The sequence below is a fragment of the Pseudazoarcus sp. NS34 genome (genome assembly GCF_059703725.1).
In genome coordinates this window covers 901,676-918,155 of sequence record NZ_BAAKIZ010000001.1, presented here as the reverse complement: position 1 = coordinate 918,155, position 16,480 = coordinate 901,676, and the positions used below count along the sequence as shown (strand labels likewise).

At 63.8% G+C, this 16,480-nt stretch carries 17 protein-coding genes and 1 tRNA gene; 16 read left to right on the top strand and 2 right to left on the bottom strand.

Annotated elements, in window-relative coordinates; all coding sequences use genetic code 11:
• Positions 1 to 37: 37 nt before the first annotated feature.
• From AC6H0N_RS04420 to AC6H0N_RS04360, 13 genes are all read left to right on the top strand, one after another.
• Positions 38 to 1,081 (top strand): rod shape-determining protein, encoded by a 1,044-nt coding sequence (locus tag AC6H0N_RS04420; protein ID WP_497572844.1) that lies wholly within the window; start codon positions 38 to 40, stop codon positions 1,079 to 1,081.
• Between the two features lie 54 nt (positions 1,082 to 1,135).
• A complete protein-coding gene (mreC, locus tag AC6H0N_RS04415; RefSeq protein ID WP_497572843.1) occupies positions 1,136 to 2,044 on the top strand; it encodes a rod shape-determining protein MreC in 909 nt (302 codons plus the stop codon).
• A gap of 1 nt (position 2,045) precedes the next feature.
• Positions 2,046 to 2,567 carry a rod shape-determining protein MreD gene (gene mreD, locus AC6H0N_RS04410; protein ID WP_497572842.1) on the top strand — a complete coding sequence of 174 codons (522 nt, stop codon included), beginning with the start codon at positions 2,046 to 2,048 and terminating at the stop codon, positions 2,565 to 2,567.
• Positions 2,568 to 2,612: 45 nt separating this feature from the next.
• Positions 2,613 to 4,511: a penicillin-binding protein 2 gene (mrdA, locus tag AC6H0N_RS04405; RefSeq protein WP_497572841.1), complete on the top strand. Its 1,899-nt coding sequence runs from the start codon at positions 2,613 to 2,615 to the stop codon at positions 4,509 to 4,511.
• The gene (rodA, locus tag AC6H0N_RS04400; RefSeq protein ID WP_497572840.1) at positions 4,508 to 5,647 is read left to right on the top strand and encodes a rod shape-determining protein RodA; all 1,140 of its coding nucleotides are present in this window, start codon (positions 4,508 to 4,510) and stop codon (positions 5,645 to 5,647) included. Before mrdA ends, rodA begins: the two co-directional genes overlap by 4 nt.
• 9 nt (positions 5,648 to 5,656) lie before the next feature.
• Positions 5,657 to 6,607: a septal ring lytic transglycosylase RlpA family protein gene (locus tag AC6H0N_RS04395; RefSeq protein ID WP_497572839.1), complete on the top strand. Its 951-nt coding sequence runs from the start codon at positions 5,657 to 5,659 to the stop codon at positions 6,605 to 6,607.
• 95 nt (positions 6,608 to 6,702) lie between these two features.
• On the top strand, positions 6,703 to 7,830 hold the full coding sequence (locus tag AC6H0N_RS04390; RefSeq protein WP_497572838.1) for a D-alanyl-D-alanine carboxypeptidase family protein: 1,128 nt from the start codon (positions 6,703 to 6,705) through the stop codon (positions 7,828 to 7,830).
• A complete protein-coding gene (locus AC6H0N_RS04385; protein ID WP_497572837.1) occupies positions 7,827 to 8,681 on the top strand; it encodes a D-amino acid aminotransferase in 855 nt (284 codons plus the stop codon). The genes AC6H0N_RS04390 and AC6H0N_RS04385 overlap by 4 nt, the downstream gene beginning before the upstream one ends.
• Positions 8,678 to 8,947, top strand: coding sequence for a YbeD family protein (locus AC6H0N_RS04380; RefSeq protein ID WP_497572836.1), 270 nt, complete (start codon positions 8,678 to 8,680; stop codon positions 8,945 to 8,947). The genes AC6H0N_RS04385 and AC6H0N_RS04380 overlap by 4 nt, the downstream gene beginning before the upstream one ends.
• Entirely contained in the window at positions 8,944 to 9,585 is a 642-nt protein-coding gene (gene lipB, locus AC6H0N_RS04375) for a lipoyl(octanoyl) transferase LipB (RefSeq protein ID WP_497572835.1), read from the top strand. The genes AC6H0N_RS04380 and lipB overlap by 4 nt, the downstream gene beginning before the upstream one ends.
• A gap of 80 nt (positions 9,586 to 9,665) precedes the next feature.
• On the top strand, positions 9,666 to 10,613 hold the full coding sequence (lipA, locus tag AC6H0N_RS04370) for a lipoyl synthase (RefSeq protein WP_497572834.1): 948 nt from the start codon (positions 9,666 to 9,668) through the stop codon (positions 10,611 to 10,613).
• On the top strand, positions 10,610 to 11,053 hold the full coding sequence (locus tag AC6H0N_RS04365; protein WP_497572833.1) for a hypothetical protein: 444 nt from the start codon (positions 10,610 to 10,612) through the stop codon (positions 11,051 to 11,053). The genes lipA and AC6H0N_RS04365 overlap by 4 nt, the downstream gene beginning before the upstream one ends.
• Positions 11,054 to 11,107: 54 nt before the next feature.
• On the top strand, positions 11,108 to 11,581 hold the full coding sequence (locus AC6H0N_RS04360) for a DUF6152 family protein (protein WP_497572832.1): 474 nt from the start codon (positions 11,108 to 11,110) through the stop codon (positions 11,579 to 11,581).
• A gap of 19 nt (positions 11,582 to 11,600) precedes the next feature.
• Here the strand turns inward: AC6H0N_RS04360 and dksA are convergent, their stop codons facing one another.
• Positions 11,601 to 12,032: an RNA polymerase-binding protein DksA gene (gene dksA, locus AC6H0N_RS04355; RefSeq protein ID WP_497572831.1), complete on the bottom strand. Its 432-nt coding sequence runs from the start codon at positions 12,030 to 12,032 to the stop codon at positions 11,601 to 11,603.
• Positions 12,033 to 12,193: 161 nt separating this feature from the next.
• Here dksA and AC6H0N_RS04350 point away from each other — a divergent pair, with 161 nt between their 5' ends.
• Complete coding sequence (locus tag AC6H0N_RS04350; protein ID WP_497572830.1) at positions 12,194 to 14,179, top strand: UvrD-helicase domain-containing protein; 1,986 nt, start codon at positions 12,194 to 12,196, stop codon at positions 14,177 to 14,179.
• 140 nt (positions 14,180 to 14,319) lie between these two features.
• Here the strand turns inward: AC6H0N_RS04350 and AC6H0N_RS04345 are convergent, their stop codons facing one another.
• Positions 14,320 to 14,769, bottom strand: coding sequence for a c-type cytochrome (locus AC6H0N_RS04345; protein WP_497572829.1), 450 nt, complete (start codon positions 14,767 to 14,769; stop codon positions 14,320 to 14,322).
• Positions 14,770 to 14,983: 214 nt separating this feature from the next.
• Here AC6H0N_RS04345 and AC6H0N_RS04340 point away from each other — a divergent pair.
• Positions 14,984 to 15,060 (top strand) — tRNA-Arg (locus AC6H0N_RS04340).
• Positions 15,061 to 15,356: 296 nt separating this feature from the next.
• Positions 15,357 to 16,322, top strand: a complete 966-nt coding sequence (locus AC6H0N_RS04335) for a glycosyltransferase family 2 protein (RefSeq protein ID WP_497572828.1) — start codon at positions 15,357 to 15,359, stop codon at positions 16,320 to 16,322.
• Positions 16,323 to 16,480: the final 158 nt, after the last annotated feature.

Below are 16,480 nucleotides of genomic sequence, written 5' to 3'. Positions count from 1 at the left end.
TTTCTTGCGTCCTCTTGCATCGGTTACGGAACCCTCAATGTTCGGTCTTCTGCGTTCCTATCTTTCCAGCGATCTGGCAATCGACCTCGGTACGGCAAATACGCTGATTTACGTCCGCGGCAAGGGCATCGTCCTCGACGAACCTTCCGTTGTCGCGATCCGCACCGAAGGTGGCCCCAACGCCAAGCGCACGATCCAGGCGGTCGGCGCGGCTGCCAAGCTGATGCTGGGCAAGACGCCCGGCAACATCACGGCGATCCGGCCGATGAAGGATGGCGTGATTGCCGACTTTGTCGTCACCGAGCAGATGATCAAACAGTTCATCAAGAAGGTGCACGAGTCGCGCATGTTCTCGCCGAGCCCGCGCATCATCATCTGCGTGCCTTGCGGCTCGACCCAGGTCGAGCGCCGGGCGATCCGCGACGCCGCTCTCGCGGCCGGCGCAAGCCAGGTGTTCCTGATCGAGGAGCCGATGGCTGCGGCAATCGGCGCCGGCCTGCCGGTGTCCGAGGCCACCGGCTCGATGGTGGTCGATATCGGCGGCGGCACCACCGAGGTCGGCGTGATCTCGCTCGGCGGCATGGTGTACAGCGGTTCGGTGCGTGTCGGTGGCGACAAGTTCGACGAAGCCATCATCAACTACATCCGCCGCAACTACGGCATGTTGATCGGCGACACCACGGCGGAAAACATCAAGAAGACCATCGGCTCGGCCTTTCCGGGCTCCGAGGTGCGCGAGATGGAAGTCAAGGGCCGCAACCTGGCCGAAGGCATTCCGCGCAGCTTCACGGTGTCGAGCAACGAAGTGCTCGAAGCGGTCACCGAGCCGCTCAACAACATCGTTTCGGCGGTCAAGATCGCGCTCGAACAGACCCCGCCAGAACTCGGCGCGGACATTGCCGAACGCGGGCTGGTGCTGACCGGTGGCGGTGCGCTGCTGACCGATCTGGACCGTCTGCTGATGGAAGAAACCGGCCTTCCGGTGATCATCGCTGAAGAGCCGCTGACCTGCGTCGCGCGCGGTTGCGGCATGGCGCTGGAGAAGATGGACACACTCGGTTCCATCTTCTCATCCGAGTAATACGGACGGAGCCGATGCCCACAAGGTCACCGGCTCCGTTGCCAATACGCTGATATGTCGCTGGCAGGACACTCGCCGCCGCCCATCTTTCATCACGGACTCGCGCCGCGGGTCCGCTTGTTCATCCTCAGTGCAATCTGCATTGCCATGCTCGTCGCCGATCTTCGATTCGGCTACCTCGAGTTCGTGCGTCAGGTCGCTACCGTAGTCATCCACCCCATCCAACGCATTGCCGCCGCGCCGGTCGATTTCGCGCGCAATGCGGCCGTGTATTTCGCGACGCTCGTCGATGTCCAGCTCGAAAACGCCGAATTGCGTCGCAATCAGGTCGAGTCGGCGCAGCGTCTGCTGCGCTTCGGGCAGCTGGAATACGAGAACGCCGAACTGCGCCAGCTGGCAGGGCTGTCGCAGGCCGTCGCCCTGCGCGGGGTCGGCGCCGAAGTGCTGTACGACGCGGCGGACCCGTTTTCGCGCAAGGTGATTCTCGACAAGGGGAACCACCACGGGGTGCGTGCCGGCCTGGCCGTGGTTGATGCGCGTGGCTTGATCGGACAGGTCAGCCGGGTCTATCCGGTTCAGTCGGAGGTCACGCTGTTGACCGACCGTGAGCAGGTTGTCCCGGTCAGGCTCGAGCGCAGTGGCATGCGCGGCATCCTGTCTGGGTCCGGCGACGGCGGCGTGGAGATGCGCTTTGTGCCAGTCGGCAGCGACATCCAGCCCGGCGACCGGATCGTGACGTCCGGCCTCGATGGCCTGTTCGTCGCGGGCTTGCCGGTGGCGACCGTGACCGAGGTTTTTGCGGATAATTCTCCGCACCTGCGTGTGGTCTGCGAGCCGGTGGCGCGCGTCGAACGTGCTGTTCAAGTGCTCGTGCTCGGTCCGGAAGAGCCGCGTCCCGGTCGTCCGGACCGGTCGCAGGCGCTCCCGCTGCATGCACCTGCGGCAACGAGTCCGGTCGAATAAGATGCATCCCACCCATCGATCCAATCGCATCCTGCAGCCGGCCAAGACATGGTTCATCTGGTTCAGCCTGTTCGCGGCGCTGGCCCTGAACTACGTGCCGACCGGCCGGCTTCCCGGCCTGCCCGACTGGATGGCCCTTGTGCTGGTGTTCTGGTGCATCCGCGAGCGCCGCCGCGTGGGCATGACTACGGCCTTCTTCTTCGGCCTTTTGGTCGATATCGGGCAGGGAGCGGCAATGGGTCAGCATGCGCTGGCCTATGTCGCGATGGCCTATCTCGCCACGTCGTTATCGCGTCGCGTGCTGTGGTTCGGCACCGCGCAGCAGTCGCTGCATGTGTTGCCGATGCTGCTGCTGGCACAGGCGATCATGGTGGCGGTGCGTTTGCTGGCCGGGGCCGAGTTCCCCGGCTGGAGCTATTTCATTTCCAGTTTCAGCGGCGCGCTGCTGTGGGGGCCGCTGGGCCTGTTGCTGTTGCTGCCTCAATATCAGCCGGTGGATCGTGACGAGAATCGCCCCATCTGACCGCCGCGGCGAAGCCCGCACGCAGCCCGTGGGCGACGCAGGGGAATGAACGAGTTTCATAACCCCGTGCTGGTCCGGCTGTACTTCCGGCGCCGTGCGGTGGCGGCCGGCCTGTTCGTAATGGTCTGCTTCGCGCTGTTGGCCTACCGCCTGTATCACCTGCAGGTCGAGCAGTACGACTACTTCCATTCCCGCGCAGAAGGCAATCGCATCGCCGTGTTGCCGGTGCCGCCGAACCGCGGTGTGATCTTCGACCGCCACGGCGAGGCCCTGGCCCGCAACTATTCGGCGTGGACGGTCGAGATCAATCCGGCACAGGTCCGCGACATCGACCGCACGCTCGACGTGCTGGCCGAGGTTCTGCCCTTCGAGGAGCGCGACCGCCGGCGCTTTCGCCGACTGCTGACCGAATCGAAGTATTTCGACAGCGTGCCGATCCGCACCCATCTCGACGACGAGGAGGTGGCGCGCGTGGCGGCACGGCTGTACCGCCTGCCGGGCGTCGAGGTGAAAGCGCGGCTGTATCGAAACTATCCGCATGGCGAATCGGCCGCGCACATCATCGGCTACATCGGTCAGATCAACGAGCGTGATGTGCAACGCATCGAAGAAAATGGCGAGCTGGCCAACTATCGGGGCTCGGAATACACCGGCAAGAGTGGCCTGGAACTGCGCTATGAGCGCGAACTGCATGGTACGACCGGCGTCGAGCAGGTCGAAATCAATGCTTCCGGACGGGCGGTACGCTTGTTGGCGCGCACGCCGCCGGTGAACGGCAGCGACCTTGAACTGACGCTGGACCTGGGCTTGCAACAGGCCGCCGAACAGGCTCTCGGCGCGCGACGCGGGGCAGTGGTGGCGATCGAGCCGGCGACCGGCGGTGTACTGGCACTGGCATCGACGCCGAGTTTTGACCCCAACCTGTTCATCGACGGCATTTCGGTGACAGATTGGCGGGCCTTGTCCGATTCGCCCGACCATCCGCTGCTCAACCGCGCCATCTACAGCGCCTATCCGCCGGGCTCGACCTTCAAGCCCTTCATGGCACTGGCGGGTCTGGCATCGGGCAAGCGCACGCTCGAGCAACGCTTCAACAATCAGGGGCTGTTCAGCTTCTTCGGGCATCGCATGCTCGACCGCAAATCCAGATGCCAGCAGGGCGTGGACCTGCACACCAGTCTGGTGCACTCGTGCAATACCTACTACTACGAACTGGCCAACGAACTGGGTATCCAGGCCATTGCGGATTTCATGGCGCCCTTGGGTTTCGGCAAGCGCACCGGCGTTGATATTCCCGGTGAGGCGGCCGGCATCCTGCCTTCGCCGCAATGGAAGCGCGAGCGCTTCAAGACGCGTGAGCATCAGCAATGGTATGGCGGCGAGACGATCTCGGTAGGCATCGGCCAGGGCTATAACGCCTACACGCCGATCCAGCTGGCGCACGCGCTGACCGTGTTGCTCAACCATGGTGAAGTGCGCGTACCGCACCTGGTGCGCCGTGTTGTGGATGGGCGCGATGGGCAGATCGTCGACGCCACGCCGCCGCCGAGCGTGCCCATGCGCTTGCGGCGCGAGCATGCCGAGGCGGTGCGCAAGGCCATGGTTGATGTCACCAAGGTCGGCACCGCCCGGGCGGTATTCGCCGATGCGCCCTATGATGCGGGCGGCAAGACCGGCACGGCGCAGGTGTACTCGCTGCGTGGCCAGAAATACGTCGAGAAGGACGTGGCCGAGCGTTTGCGCGACCACTCATGGTTCATCGGCTTTGCACCGGCAGAAAACCCCACCATCGCGATTGCCGTGCTGGTCGAGAACGGCGGTTTCGGTTCCCAGTCGGCGGCGCCTGTCGCACGCAAGGTCTTCGATTTCCACCTCCTCGGCAGACCGGTTGCCAGTGAGGCGGCCGAGACGGATGAAGCGCTGGCCGAGGAGCTTGAACAATGATCGGGCGTTTCTATCCTCTGGTGCTGCTGAGGAATGTGCTGCGGCCGCTCGACCCCGCCTTGTGCATCTTGTTGGCGTTGTTGTTTGCCTACGGCTGGGTGCTCATGATCAGTGCCTCGCCCGAGCGTCTGCCGGTGCTGCGCATGCATATGCTGATTGCCGTCGGTGTGATGTGGATGGTGGCGGCAGTGCCGGCCAACCGTCTGCTGTCACTGGCGGTGCCTCTGTATCTGGGCGGCGTGCTGTTGCTGTTGGGCGTGATGTTCTTTGGCGAGATGTCCAAGGGCGCGCGGCGATGGCTCGACCTGGGGTTCATTCGCATTCAGCCCTCCGAGCTCATGAAGATCGGCATGCCGTTGATGTTGGCCTGGTATTTCCACATGCGCGAAGGCGCCATCCGACTCGTCGATTACGTTGTCGCAACCGTGTTGCTGGCCATACCGCTCGGCCTCATCGTGGTACAGCCGGACCTGGGAACCAGCCTGCTGGTGGCTGCCGCCGGCTTGTATGTCATCTTCTTCGCCGGTTTGAGCTGGAAATTGATCGTGCCGGTGTTTGTCGTCGGTGTCGTCGGCATCGGTCTGCTGGTCGGCTTTGGAGATCAGCTTTGCCAGCCCGGCGTCGACTGGCAAGTGCTCAAGGAGTACCAGAAGCAGCGCGTATGTACGCTGCTCGATCCGAGCCAGGATCCCTTGGGGCGCGGCTTCCATACCATCCAGTCGTCCATCGCCATCGGATCCGGCGGCTTGTGGGGCAAGGGCTGGATGGATGGGACGCAGACGCACCTGGCCTTCATCCCCGAGCGGCATACCGACTTCATCTTCGCTGTGCTGGCCGAGGAGTTCGGACTGATCGGAGCGTTGGTACTGCTGGTGCTGTACCTGTTGCTGCTGCTGCGCGGTCTGCGCATTGCCTCACGCGCCCCGATGCTCGGCGCTCGGCTGTTGGCCGGTGCCGTGACGATGATCGTATTTACCTATGCTTTCGTGAACATCGGCATGGTCAGCGGTATCCTTCCGGTCGTCGGTGTGCCGCTGCCTTTCCTCAGTTATGGCGGCACCGCGCTCGTGACACTGTGTGTCGGCATGGGTATGCTCATGAGCGTTGCGCGTAGCCGCAGCACGCCCAAGGATTGATCGACCCGCATGAGCATGAACCGTTTTCTTTCCGCGCTTTCTTCACCGCTGCTGGCTATTTTGCTGGCCGTGGCGCTAGTGGCTTGTAGTTCACGGCCCGTACAGCAGGCTGACAAGGCGCCCGATCCCGCGCCTCGGCCGACCGTGGTGACGACGGTGAAGGGCGGTGGCTACTATCTGGATGATGGTCCGCATGCGACGCTGCCGGCCGATCTTGATGTGCTGCCCGATGCGGCGCCGCGTATCGAGCCGATCTACCCGCCCTCCTTGCGCCCCTACACCGTCATGGGTCAGCGTTTTGTGCCGATGACCGCGCTGCACCCGTACCGCGAACGTGGTCACGCCAGTTGGTACGGGCGCAAGTTCCATGGCCGGCTCACGGCCATCGGTGAGGTGTACGACATGTACAAGATGACCGCGGCCCACCCGACGCTGCCCTTGCCAAGCTATGCGCGCGTCACCAACATCAGCAATGGCCGTTCGGTGATCGTGCGTGTGAATGATCGCGGGCCGTTCCTGCGCAGCCGTGTGATCGATCTTTCGTACGCGGCCGCAAACCGCCTGGATTACATCAATGCCGGCAGTGCAGTGGTGGATATCGAACTGCTCACGCCCGAGATCATTGCCGCGATGAATCGCGAGCGTCATGACAATGCTCGCAGCGTGGTGGCCAGCGCCTCTGCGCCGGAGATCAAGGTTACGCGCGCGCCCGCCAGCGAAGGCGGCGCTGCGGCGGCTTACCTGCAGCTGGGTTCATTTGAAACGCCGGCCAACGCGGCACGCATGATGGTGCGTGTGCGCGAGGAGTTCGACCTGCTGGTCGAGCAGATGCATTTGCTCGACGAAGATGGCCGTTATCGCCTGCAGATCGGACCGTTCGCCTCGGTCGCCGAGGCGCGCAGCACGGCCGGGCGCATGGTCCTCCTGCTGGAGGTCCAGCCCTACCTCGTGATGCGTTGAACCAAGCCGCGTCGTGCGCGGTCTTTCCCCTCGCTGGCGGCCATGCGGTCGCCCTTCGTTTTTTTCACTTCTCCGGATTCCACACACAAGTCGTCATGCGTTTTCTCATTGCTCTGCTCTGCGCCCTCCTGCCCCTCGCCGCCTCTGCCCAGATTCCGCCGGCGCCTCGACTCGCCGCCAACGCGTGGTTGCTGATCGACCACGGTACTGGCCAGACGCTGGTTTCGCACAATGCCGATGCGCGTATCGAGCCGGCTTCGCTGACCAAGTTGATGACGGCCTACATCACCTTTCAGACGATCCGTTCCGGCAATCTGGCGCTTGAGGATACCGTCCAGGTCTCCGAGAAGGCCTGGCGCATGACCGGCTCGCGCATGTTCATCGAGCCCAATCGCCCGGTGACGGTGGAAGAGTTGATCCGCGGCATGATCATCCAGTCGGGCAACGACGCCTGCGTGGCGCTGGCCGAGCGTATTGCCGGTTCCGAGGAAGGCTTCGTCAGCATGATGAACCGCGAAGCCGAACGGCTCGGCATGAAGAACACACGCTTCGCCAACTCATCCGGGCTGCCCGACCCTGAGCTGTACACCACTGCCAATGATCTGGCCTTGCTGGCTTCCGCGCTGATCCGTGACTTCCCCGAGTTCTATCGCATCTATTCAGCGCGCGAGTACACCTACAACAACATCACTCAGCCCAACCGCAACCGCCTGCTGTGGCTTGATTCAACCGTTGATGGCATGAAGACGGGCTTTACCGACGCTGCCGGCTATTGTCTGGTGTCGTCGGCCGTGCGTGGTCCGCGCCGCCTGATCTCCATTGTGCTCGGTACCGAATCCGAAGCGGCGCGTGCGCAGGAATCGCTCAAGCTGCTCAACTATGGCTTCCAGTTCTTCGACACCGTGCGTCTGTATCAGGCCGGTCAGGAGTTGTCGCGCTTCCAGGTGTGGAAGGGGGCAGTCAAGGACGTGCCGGTCGGCTTTGCCGAGGATTTCGTGATGTCCATGCCCAAGGGGCAGGTCGATCGGATCGAAGTCTCGCTGGTGAGCAGCCAGCCGGTGTTGGCGCCGATCGAGCGCGGTCAGTCCATCGGTACTCTGACGCTGACGGCTGATGGCAAGGAACTCGGCCAGTACCCCGTGGTGGCGCTCGAAGAGGTCAAGATTGGCGGATTCTTCAGCCGTCTGTGGGACGCGCTGGTGTTGTGGATCAAGAGCCTGTGAGCATCTGCTTTCTGAACGGGGGCTTCGTACCGCGCAGCGAGGCCCGCATCTCGCCGATGGACCGTGGCTTCCTGTTCGGCGACGGCGTGTATGAAGTCATCCCGGTGTACGGCAAGCGGGCGTTTCAGCTGGCGCCCCACATCGCGCGGCTGGAGCGCTCACTGACTGGTGTGCGCATCAGCAACCCGTACTCCGCTGCGGAATGGACCGATCTGGTCGAGCGTCTCGTCGAGGCCCATGCGTGGCCCGACCAGGCCATCTATGTGCAGGTTACGCGCGGCGCCGATACGGTACGCAACCACGCCTTTCCGGTGGACGTTGCGCCCACCGTTTTCATGATGGCCGACCCGCTTGCGCCAGTGCCCGACGAGCAGATGGAGAACGGCGTCAGCGTGGTCAGCGCCGTCGACAATCGCTGGCTGCGCTGCGACATGAAGACCACCGCCTTGCTCGCGAACTGCCTGTTGCGCCAGCTGGCGGTCGAGCAGGGCTGTGCCGAGACGCTGCTGTTTCGAGACGGCTTCCTGACCGAGGGCAGCGCATCGAACATCTTCGTGGTGCGCGACGGAGTGTTGCTCGCGCCGCCCAAGAGCCGTCTGATACTGCCCGGCATCACCTACGACGTGGTGCTGGATCTGGCGCGCAGGAATGGCCAGCCGGTCGAAGTGCGCGAGATATCCGAGGACGAAGTGCGCGGCGCCGACGAACTGTGGCTGACGTCATCGACCAAGGAAGTGCTGCCGATCACGCAGCTCGACGGCCAGCCCGTCGGAAGCGGGCGACCCGGCCCGGTGACCATGAAACTGCATGGCTGGTACCAGCTTGCCAAGGCCAGCGGAGAACTTGCATGAGCGACGCACGCGAAACGCTGATCGAATTCCCCACCGATTTTCCGATCAAGATCATGGGCGCGCGGGTCGAAGGCTTCGCGCAGGCGGTGGTCGATGTCGTGTTGCGCCATGACGCGGGCTTCGACGCCGCGACGGTCGAGATGCGTCCGTCGAGCAAGGGCAACTACCTTGCGTTGACCTGTACCGTGCGTGCCGTGTCGCAGGAGCAGCTTGATGCGCTGTACCGCGAGCTGTCCTCGCATGCCATGGTCAAGGTCGTGCTGTGAGCCTGGCGCTGGCCGCACGTCCGGCGCTGCTCGTCAAACGTCCGGGCCGTGTCGACTACGAAGCGGGGTTGGAGGCCATGCGAGTCTTCACCGCTGCACGCGATGCCGACACCCCCGACGAGATCTGGCTGGTCGAACACCCTCCGGTGTATACCTTGGGCCAGGCCGGCAAGCCCGAACATCTGCTGCACGCCAGTGACATTCCGCTGGTCAAGTCCGACCGCGGGGGGCAGATCACGTATCACGGCCCGGGCCAGCTCGTGGCCTACCTGCTGATCGATCTGACGCGGCGCGGCCTCAAGGTGCGTCAGCTGGTGTCGGTGATGGAACAGGCGCTGATCGACTGCCTCGCGGAGTACGACATTGCGGCCCAACGGGTCGCCGGCGCGCCGGGCGTCTACGTGCAGGGAGCCAAGATCGCCGCGCTCGGGCTTCGCGTGCGCAACGGGCGCAGCTATCATGGCCTGTCGCTCAACGTAGCCATGGATCTGGCCCCGTTCTCGTGGATCAACCCCTGCGGCTACGAGGGCCTGAAGACCACGCAACTGGCGGATTTCGGCGTGCGCGACGACCTCGATGCGGTCGGCGCCCGCCTGTTGGCCCATCTGCATCGGCTCCTGCCGGAGCAGACCGCCTGATATTGCGGCTTACCGCCGCAGCGATCGGGGCCGCCCTACCCGGGTCTGCCCCGCAACCGAGGAACCCACGAGAGACCCCGATGGAAACCACCTCCCGCAAGCAGCGCGGCGCCGACAAGACCGCCCGCATCCCGATCAAGATCGTGCCGGCCGAGCGCCTCAAGAAGCCGGACTGGATCCGTATCCGTCTCGGCTCAGGCGCCGAAGTCGAGCGCTTCAACGAAATCAAGGCCACGCTGCGCGAGCACAAGCTGCACACCGTCTGCGAGGAAGCGTCTTGCCCGAACATCCACGAATGCTTCGGCAAGGGCACCGCCACCTTCATGATCATGGGCGACATCTGCACGCGGCGTTGCCCGTTCTGTGATGTCGGCCACGGCCGGCCCGAAGCGCTCAACGCCGACGAGCCGCGTGACCTCGCCAACACCATTGCCGCGATGCGTCTCAACTACGTCGTGATCACCTCGGTGGACCGCGATGATCTGCGCGATGGCGGCGCTGCCCACTTCGTCGACTGCATCCGCTCCACCCGTGAAGCCTCGCCAAAGACCACCATCGAAGTGCTGGTGCCGGATTTCCGCGGCCGCATGGAAGTCGCGCTGGAGATCTTCGATCAGGCGCCGCCCGACGTGATGAACCACAACCTCGAGACCGTGCCGCGCCTGTACAAGCAGGCCCGCCCCGGCTCGGATTACGCGCACTCGCTGCTGCTGCTCAAAGAGTTCAAGGCGCGCAAGCCCGACGTTTTGACCAAATCCGGCCTCATGGTGGGGCTTGGCGAGACCGACGAGGAAATCCTCGAAGTCATGCGCGATCTACGCGCCCACGACGTCGACATGCTGACCATCGGTCAGTATCTGCAGCCTTCGGCCGGCCACCTGCCGGTGCTGCGTTACGTGCATCCGGATACCTTCAAGATGTACGAGACGGAAGCCTTGAAGATGGGCTTTCGCAACGCTGCCTGCGGCCCGATGGTGCGTTCCAGCTACTGGGCCGACCAGCAGGCGCATGGCGCTGGCGTGGTGTGAGCGTAACGCCGTTCGACGCGTGGGGAACGTGGCTCAAGGGTTCTTTGTGGGCCTACCCCGCGCTGGAAGCGGTACATATCACCGGCATTGCGTTGCTGTTCGGCAGCCTGGTGGTGCTGGAGCTGCGCCTGCTTGGGCTGGGGCGTGCGCTGGAGGTGTTCCCGCTGGCCCAGCTTGCGCTGCCGGTGAGCCTGTTCGGCTTCGGCGTGGCAGCCTGTTCCGGTCTGCTGCTGTTCGCGGCTGACGCCTTTGATCTGCTCGTCAATCCCGCCTTCCGCCTGAAGATGCTGGTACTCGTGCTGGCCGGCACCAATGCCGCGCTGTTCCACGCTGCCGGTGGCTTGCGCGCGAACGGCACGCTGCCGAAGCTGCAGCTCGTGGTCTCGCTGCTGCTGTGGCTGGCGGTGATTGCCTGCGGGCGCATGATTGCCTACGTCTGAACTCTGCCGACATAAGCGCACTCTCAGCGTCGTCCGACCTTTCGGAGAATGACGATGAACCGACGCAATTTCGTACTCACCGCCGCCGTCGCGGCACTGGCCCCCCAGCTTGTCCGTGCGCACCATGGCTGGAGCGGTTTCGATGTCGATACGCCGGTGTTCCTGCGCGGCAAAATCAAGGCCGTGAAGTGGGAGAACCCGCACGCGATGCTGACCATCGAGATCCCCGATGCCCTGCAGGTGCCGGCTCAACTGCACGAGCGAGCCTTGCCGGAACAGGCTTCTCGCGTGGATGGCGCAGACATCCTGCGCCGAGCGGTGGCGCCGCCCAAGGGGGAGCTGGAATGGACGCTGCAACTGGCGCCGCTGTTCCGTGTCAGGCAGTGGGACATGCCGCAACCGGCCGTCGGCGATGAGGTCGAGGCCGTCGGTTATATCCTGCGAAAAGAAAACGCCCCGGCGTTCATGCGCGTGGAGTATCTGTTCCACGCCGGCCGGGGCTATGCGTTGCGCTCAGGCCCTGCCTGAGGCGCGATCGGGCTTGCTGTCAGCGGAAAACCCGCTCCTCGCGCTCGTGCCGCTCCTGCTCTTCGATGGTGAGCGTGGCGGTCGGGCGGGCGAGCAGGCGGCGCAGGCCGATCGGCTCGCCTGAGGCTTCACAATAGCCATAGGTGCGGTTGGAGATGCGGTCGAGCGCGCCGTCGATCTTGCGCAGCTGCTTGCGTTCGCGGTCGCGGATGCGCTGCTCCAGCACGTGCTCTTCTTCCTGCGTTGCGCGGTCAGCTTCGTCCGGCGTGGCTTCGGTTTCGCGCATGTGCGAGATCGTGGCCAAGCCGTTCTCGAAGATTTCCTCGCGCATGCGTTCGAGCAGCGCGCGAAAGAACTCGAGCTGCTGCGTGTTCATGTAGTCGTCTTCCGACATGGCGAGAAGCTCGGCCTCGGTCAGCGGCTGCGCTTCGGCTGCGGTTTTGGTTTTCATCGCGACAACTCCTGCGTCGTGCGAACATCGTGACTGCATCATACGGCCAGTTTGCCGGCCACGGGCGTTTTGTGGATGCCGCGCCACACCAGCCGCATCGGGTAGAATCGGATCGCTGCCGCCTGCGGGCGGCAGTTCCATTTCCAGCCCCGCCCGGAGCCATGTCCGCACACCTCAACGCACCTCAACGCGAAGCCATTCGCTACCTCGACGGCCCCTGTCTGGTGCTGGCCGGCGCGGGTAGCGGAAAGACGCGCGTCATCACGCACAAGATCGCGTGGCTGGTTGAGGAATGTGGCATCAACCCGGCCAACATCGCCGCCATCACCTTCACCAACAAGGCGGCCAAAGAGATGCAGGAGCGCGTCGCGCATCTGATGGGCGGGCGCACACCACGCGGTCTGACGGTGTGCACCTTCCATGCGCTGGGCGTGCGCATCATCCGCCAGGAGGCGCAGCACTGCGGCCTCAAACCGCAGTTCTCGATCCTCGATGCGGCTGATACGGTGCAGATCGTCTCGGACGTGGCAAAGAACGCCGACAAGGCCATTGCGAAACAGATGCAGTGGCAGATTTCATCGTGGAAGAACGCGATGATCCTGCCGGCCGAAGCTGCGCAGCTTGCCGACAACGAGATCGCCAGCGCTGCGGCAGTGGCTTATGCCGAATACGAGCGCACCTTGCGCGCCTATCAGGCGGTGGATTTCGACGACCTCATCGGTCTGCCGGTGCGACTCTTCGATGAGAACGATGAAGTGCGCGAGCGCTGGCAGAACCGCTTGCGCTATTTGCTCATCGACGAATACCAGGACACCAATCGCGCGCAGTATCGGCTGCTGAGCCAGCTCTCCGGCGTGCGTGGCGCATTTACAGCGGTCGGCGACGACGATCAGGCCATCTACGCCTGGCGTGGCGCCGACGTCGAGAACCTGCGCTTGCTGCAGCAGGATTACCCCAAGCTGCGCGTCGTCAAGCTGGAGCAGAACTACCGCTCGTCGGCGCGCATCCTGCATGCTGCCAACACACTGATCGCCAACAACGACAAGCTGTTCGAGAAGAAGCTGTGGTCCGAACACGGCCCCGGCGAGCAGATCGTTGCGTTGTCGTGCCGCGACGGCGAGCACGAGGCCGAGTCGGTGGCGATGAAGATATCTGCCCACCGCTTTCAGCATCGCACGCGTTTTGCCGACTACGCCGTGCTCTATCGCGGCAATCACCAGGCGCGCGTGATCGAGCAGCAACTGCGCAACCACAAGATTCCCTACGTGATTTCGGGCGGGCAGTCGTTCTTCGACAAGGCCGAGATTCGCGACCTCATCTCGTGGTTGCGACTGCTGGTGAACGAGGACGACGATCTCGCCTTCATCCGCGCCATCACCACGCCGCGGCGCGGGGTGGGCACGGCGACGCTGGAGGCGCTTGGCGCTTACGCAGGACAGCGCCATGTGAGCCTGTTCGCGGCGGTCTTCGAAGAAGGCGTGAGCGAGCATCTCAACACCCGCCAGCTCGAACTGGTGCGTGAGTTTGCGGCGTACATCAACAACCTGCGACACCGTGCGCCGCGTGAAACTGCCGGTGTCCTGCTCGAAGAACTACTCGCGACCATCCGTTATGAAGTGTGGTTGTTCGAGCACCACGACTCGCGCGAGGCCGAGAGCAAATGGAGCAACGTGCGCGACTTCGTCGAATGGCTCGCGCGCAAGGGCGACGAGGACGGCAAGGACCTGCTGGAGCTGACGCAGACAATTGCGCTGATCTCGATGCTCGACAAGGACGACCCCGATTTCGACGGCGTCCAGCTTGCCACGCTGCACGCGTCAAAAGGCCTGGAGTTCCCGCACGTGTTCATGATCGGCGTGGAGGAAGGGCTGCTGCCGCACCAGTCGAGCATCGAGGAAGACAAGATCGAGGAAGAGCGGCGCCTGATGTATGTCGGTATCACGCGCGCGCAGCGCAGTCTGACCATCAGCTGGTGCGAGCGGCGCAAGAGCGGCAAGGAGTGGCGCCCATGCGAGCCTTCGCGTTTCATCGAGGAAATGGGCGAGGACGTAAAGCTTGGCGGGCGCAAGTCCAGCGAACCCGTCGCGCGTGAGGACGGTCGCGCGCGCGCCGCCGCGCTGCAGGCTATCTTCCAGAATCGCGGCTGAGTGGCAGCAGTGCCGGCTGCGCACAGCCAACCCATTCCGCAGGTTCGGGGCGGTGCTGCACGAAACGCCTGCTCCACCCCGACGAACCGCAAAAGAAAAGGGCGGCTTGAAGCCGCCCTTTGATGCCCGTGTGACGGCGCTTATTCGCTGAAGTTGGCGCCGCTCTGGTTGGCCATGTGAATGACCGCGCGGCGCACTTCGTCGTCCGTCAGGTTGGGGTTGCCGCCGCGAGCCGGCATCGCGCCTACGCCGTTGATGGCGGTCGTGACGATGACGTCCAGACCTTTGGCAATGCGCGGACCCCAGGCGGCGTTGTCACCGGTCTTCGGTGCACCCGCGACGCCAGCCGAGTGGCAGGCCGAGCAGACCGACTTATAGACGGTTTCGCCGTCACGGTCGCCGGCAGATTCATCAGCCGCAGCGACTTTGAGTTCGACTTGCGCAACCGGCTGGATCAGCGTTGCGGTGGTTTCATGGTCGAGCTGGGGCTTGTCGCTACAGGCGGCCAGCACCAGGGCGAGCAGCGCAGCGACGGGCACGGCATAACGGCGGTGCTGCATCAGCGCAGCGGGCTTGCGGGTGTTCGACATGCTGAATCCTTTTCGCTGGACGGGGCAAAGCCCAGATTATAGCGGCAGCCCCCTTTTTTGTCGCCGGGCCGCCCCAAGACAAAAGCGCGGTTTTTGGTGACAGCGCCGTCCAAAGCGGCGGCGTGGCGGAACCGCCCTTTGATCCGCGGCGATGGACGCTCCGGTGCTTCGGGTATATCCTTGCGCCCCCCGCGTCGAGTACACTCGGGGACTGGCGCCCGTAGCTCAGCTGGATAGAGTACTGCCCTCCGAAGGCAGGGGTCGTGCGTTCGAATCGCGCCGGGCGCGCCAGAATTTCCGAGGGTCGGACCAAGCGGTTCGGCCCTTTGTTTTTGGGCCCCGTCGGGCGTCGACGCATCAATTTGCGATGGTCTTCTGCACGAGGTCGCGAAAGTCTGCCCTTGGTCGTGCAGATTCTCTCGAACTCGTTTCACTGGTTCTTTCAGCCAGCCAGCTTTAGCACTACTCAAGAGACGGCGTATCGTTAGCGTCATTCTCATGCACACTGGGCCGTGTAAATTGCGTCCAGCCGGGGCAGGTCCGGGAATGAACGGAGTGAGTTGAAGCATGGTGCAGAGGCAGTTTTCATGACGTCCGCAGTCGATGAGGCAGAGGTGCTGTGCGTCATCGCGGTGTGCACCTATCGCCGACCGGGAATGCTGCTCAATTGCCTGCAATCGATTCTGGCGCAGGACATTCCGCCGCATTGGAATGTGGTGGTGGTGGTGGTCGACAACGATCCTCAGGGGCAGTTGCCCGCCGCCGTCGAGGCCCTGACCGATACTTCTCCGATGGCCCTGGAATACGTGCGCGAATCCCAGCGCGGCATTCCGTTTGCACGCAATGCCGCCTGTCGACGCAGCCTTGAACTCGGCGCTCAGTGGCTGATGTTCATCGACGACGACGAGGTGGCCATGCCCGGTTGGCTCACCGCCTATGCTGAAGTGATGGGCCGTTTCGAAGCCGAGGCATACACCGGCCCTGTGCTGTATGAAATGCCGGCAGAGTACGCGTCCTATCTGCAGAACCGGGGGCTGTTGCATTTGTCCGATGGCTCCCCGCTACGCCGCGCGGCGACCAACAACGTGCTGATCAGCACACGTCTGCTGCAGCCGCCGTGGTCGCTGGAGTTCGATACCCGTATGGCGTTTTCCGGCGGCAGCGACAGTGACTTCTTCATGCGCTGCACGTTCCATGGCGGCCGCATCGTGTGTGCCAGTCGGGCGCTGGTGTCGGAACCGGTCATGCCAAACCGGCTGAGTCTGAGCTGGCGCATGAAGCGCCAGTTTCGATCGAGCGCGAACCGCGTCTACACGAACTACAAACTCCACGGTGCAGCGCGCACCATTCGCGAGAGCGTTGTGGAAATATTGTCCCGCGTTCTGCGCGGGCTTTTCCGTCTGATCACCTTGCCGTTCTACCTGCCGCGAGGGCGAGCGGCGGTGATGCGCGCCTGGTACCACGGCCTGCGGCACTTCGCCAAGGCGGGCGGTATCGTCTCCGGCCTGTTCGGCATGCAGCCGCGTCCGTACTGGGAAACCGACGGCTACTGAGCCGATTCGGCGGCTTCCCTGGCTGATCCCCTCGTGCCACCAAAGTCCCTGGCCGACGAAACGTGATCGCAACGCACGATCAGCGGGCCGGCCGGCATAGCGCTCTCGGCGTGCCCCATGCCGACTTCATTGACAGCCTTGCGCATGAATTCTTCCAC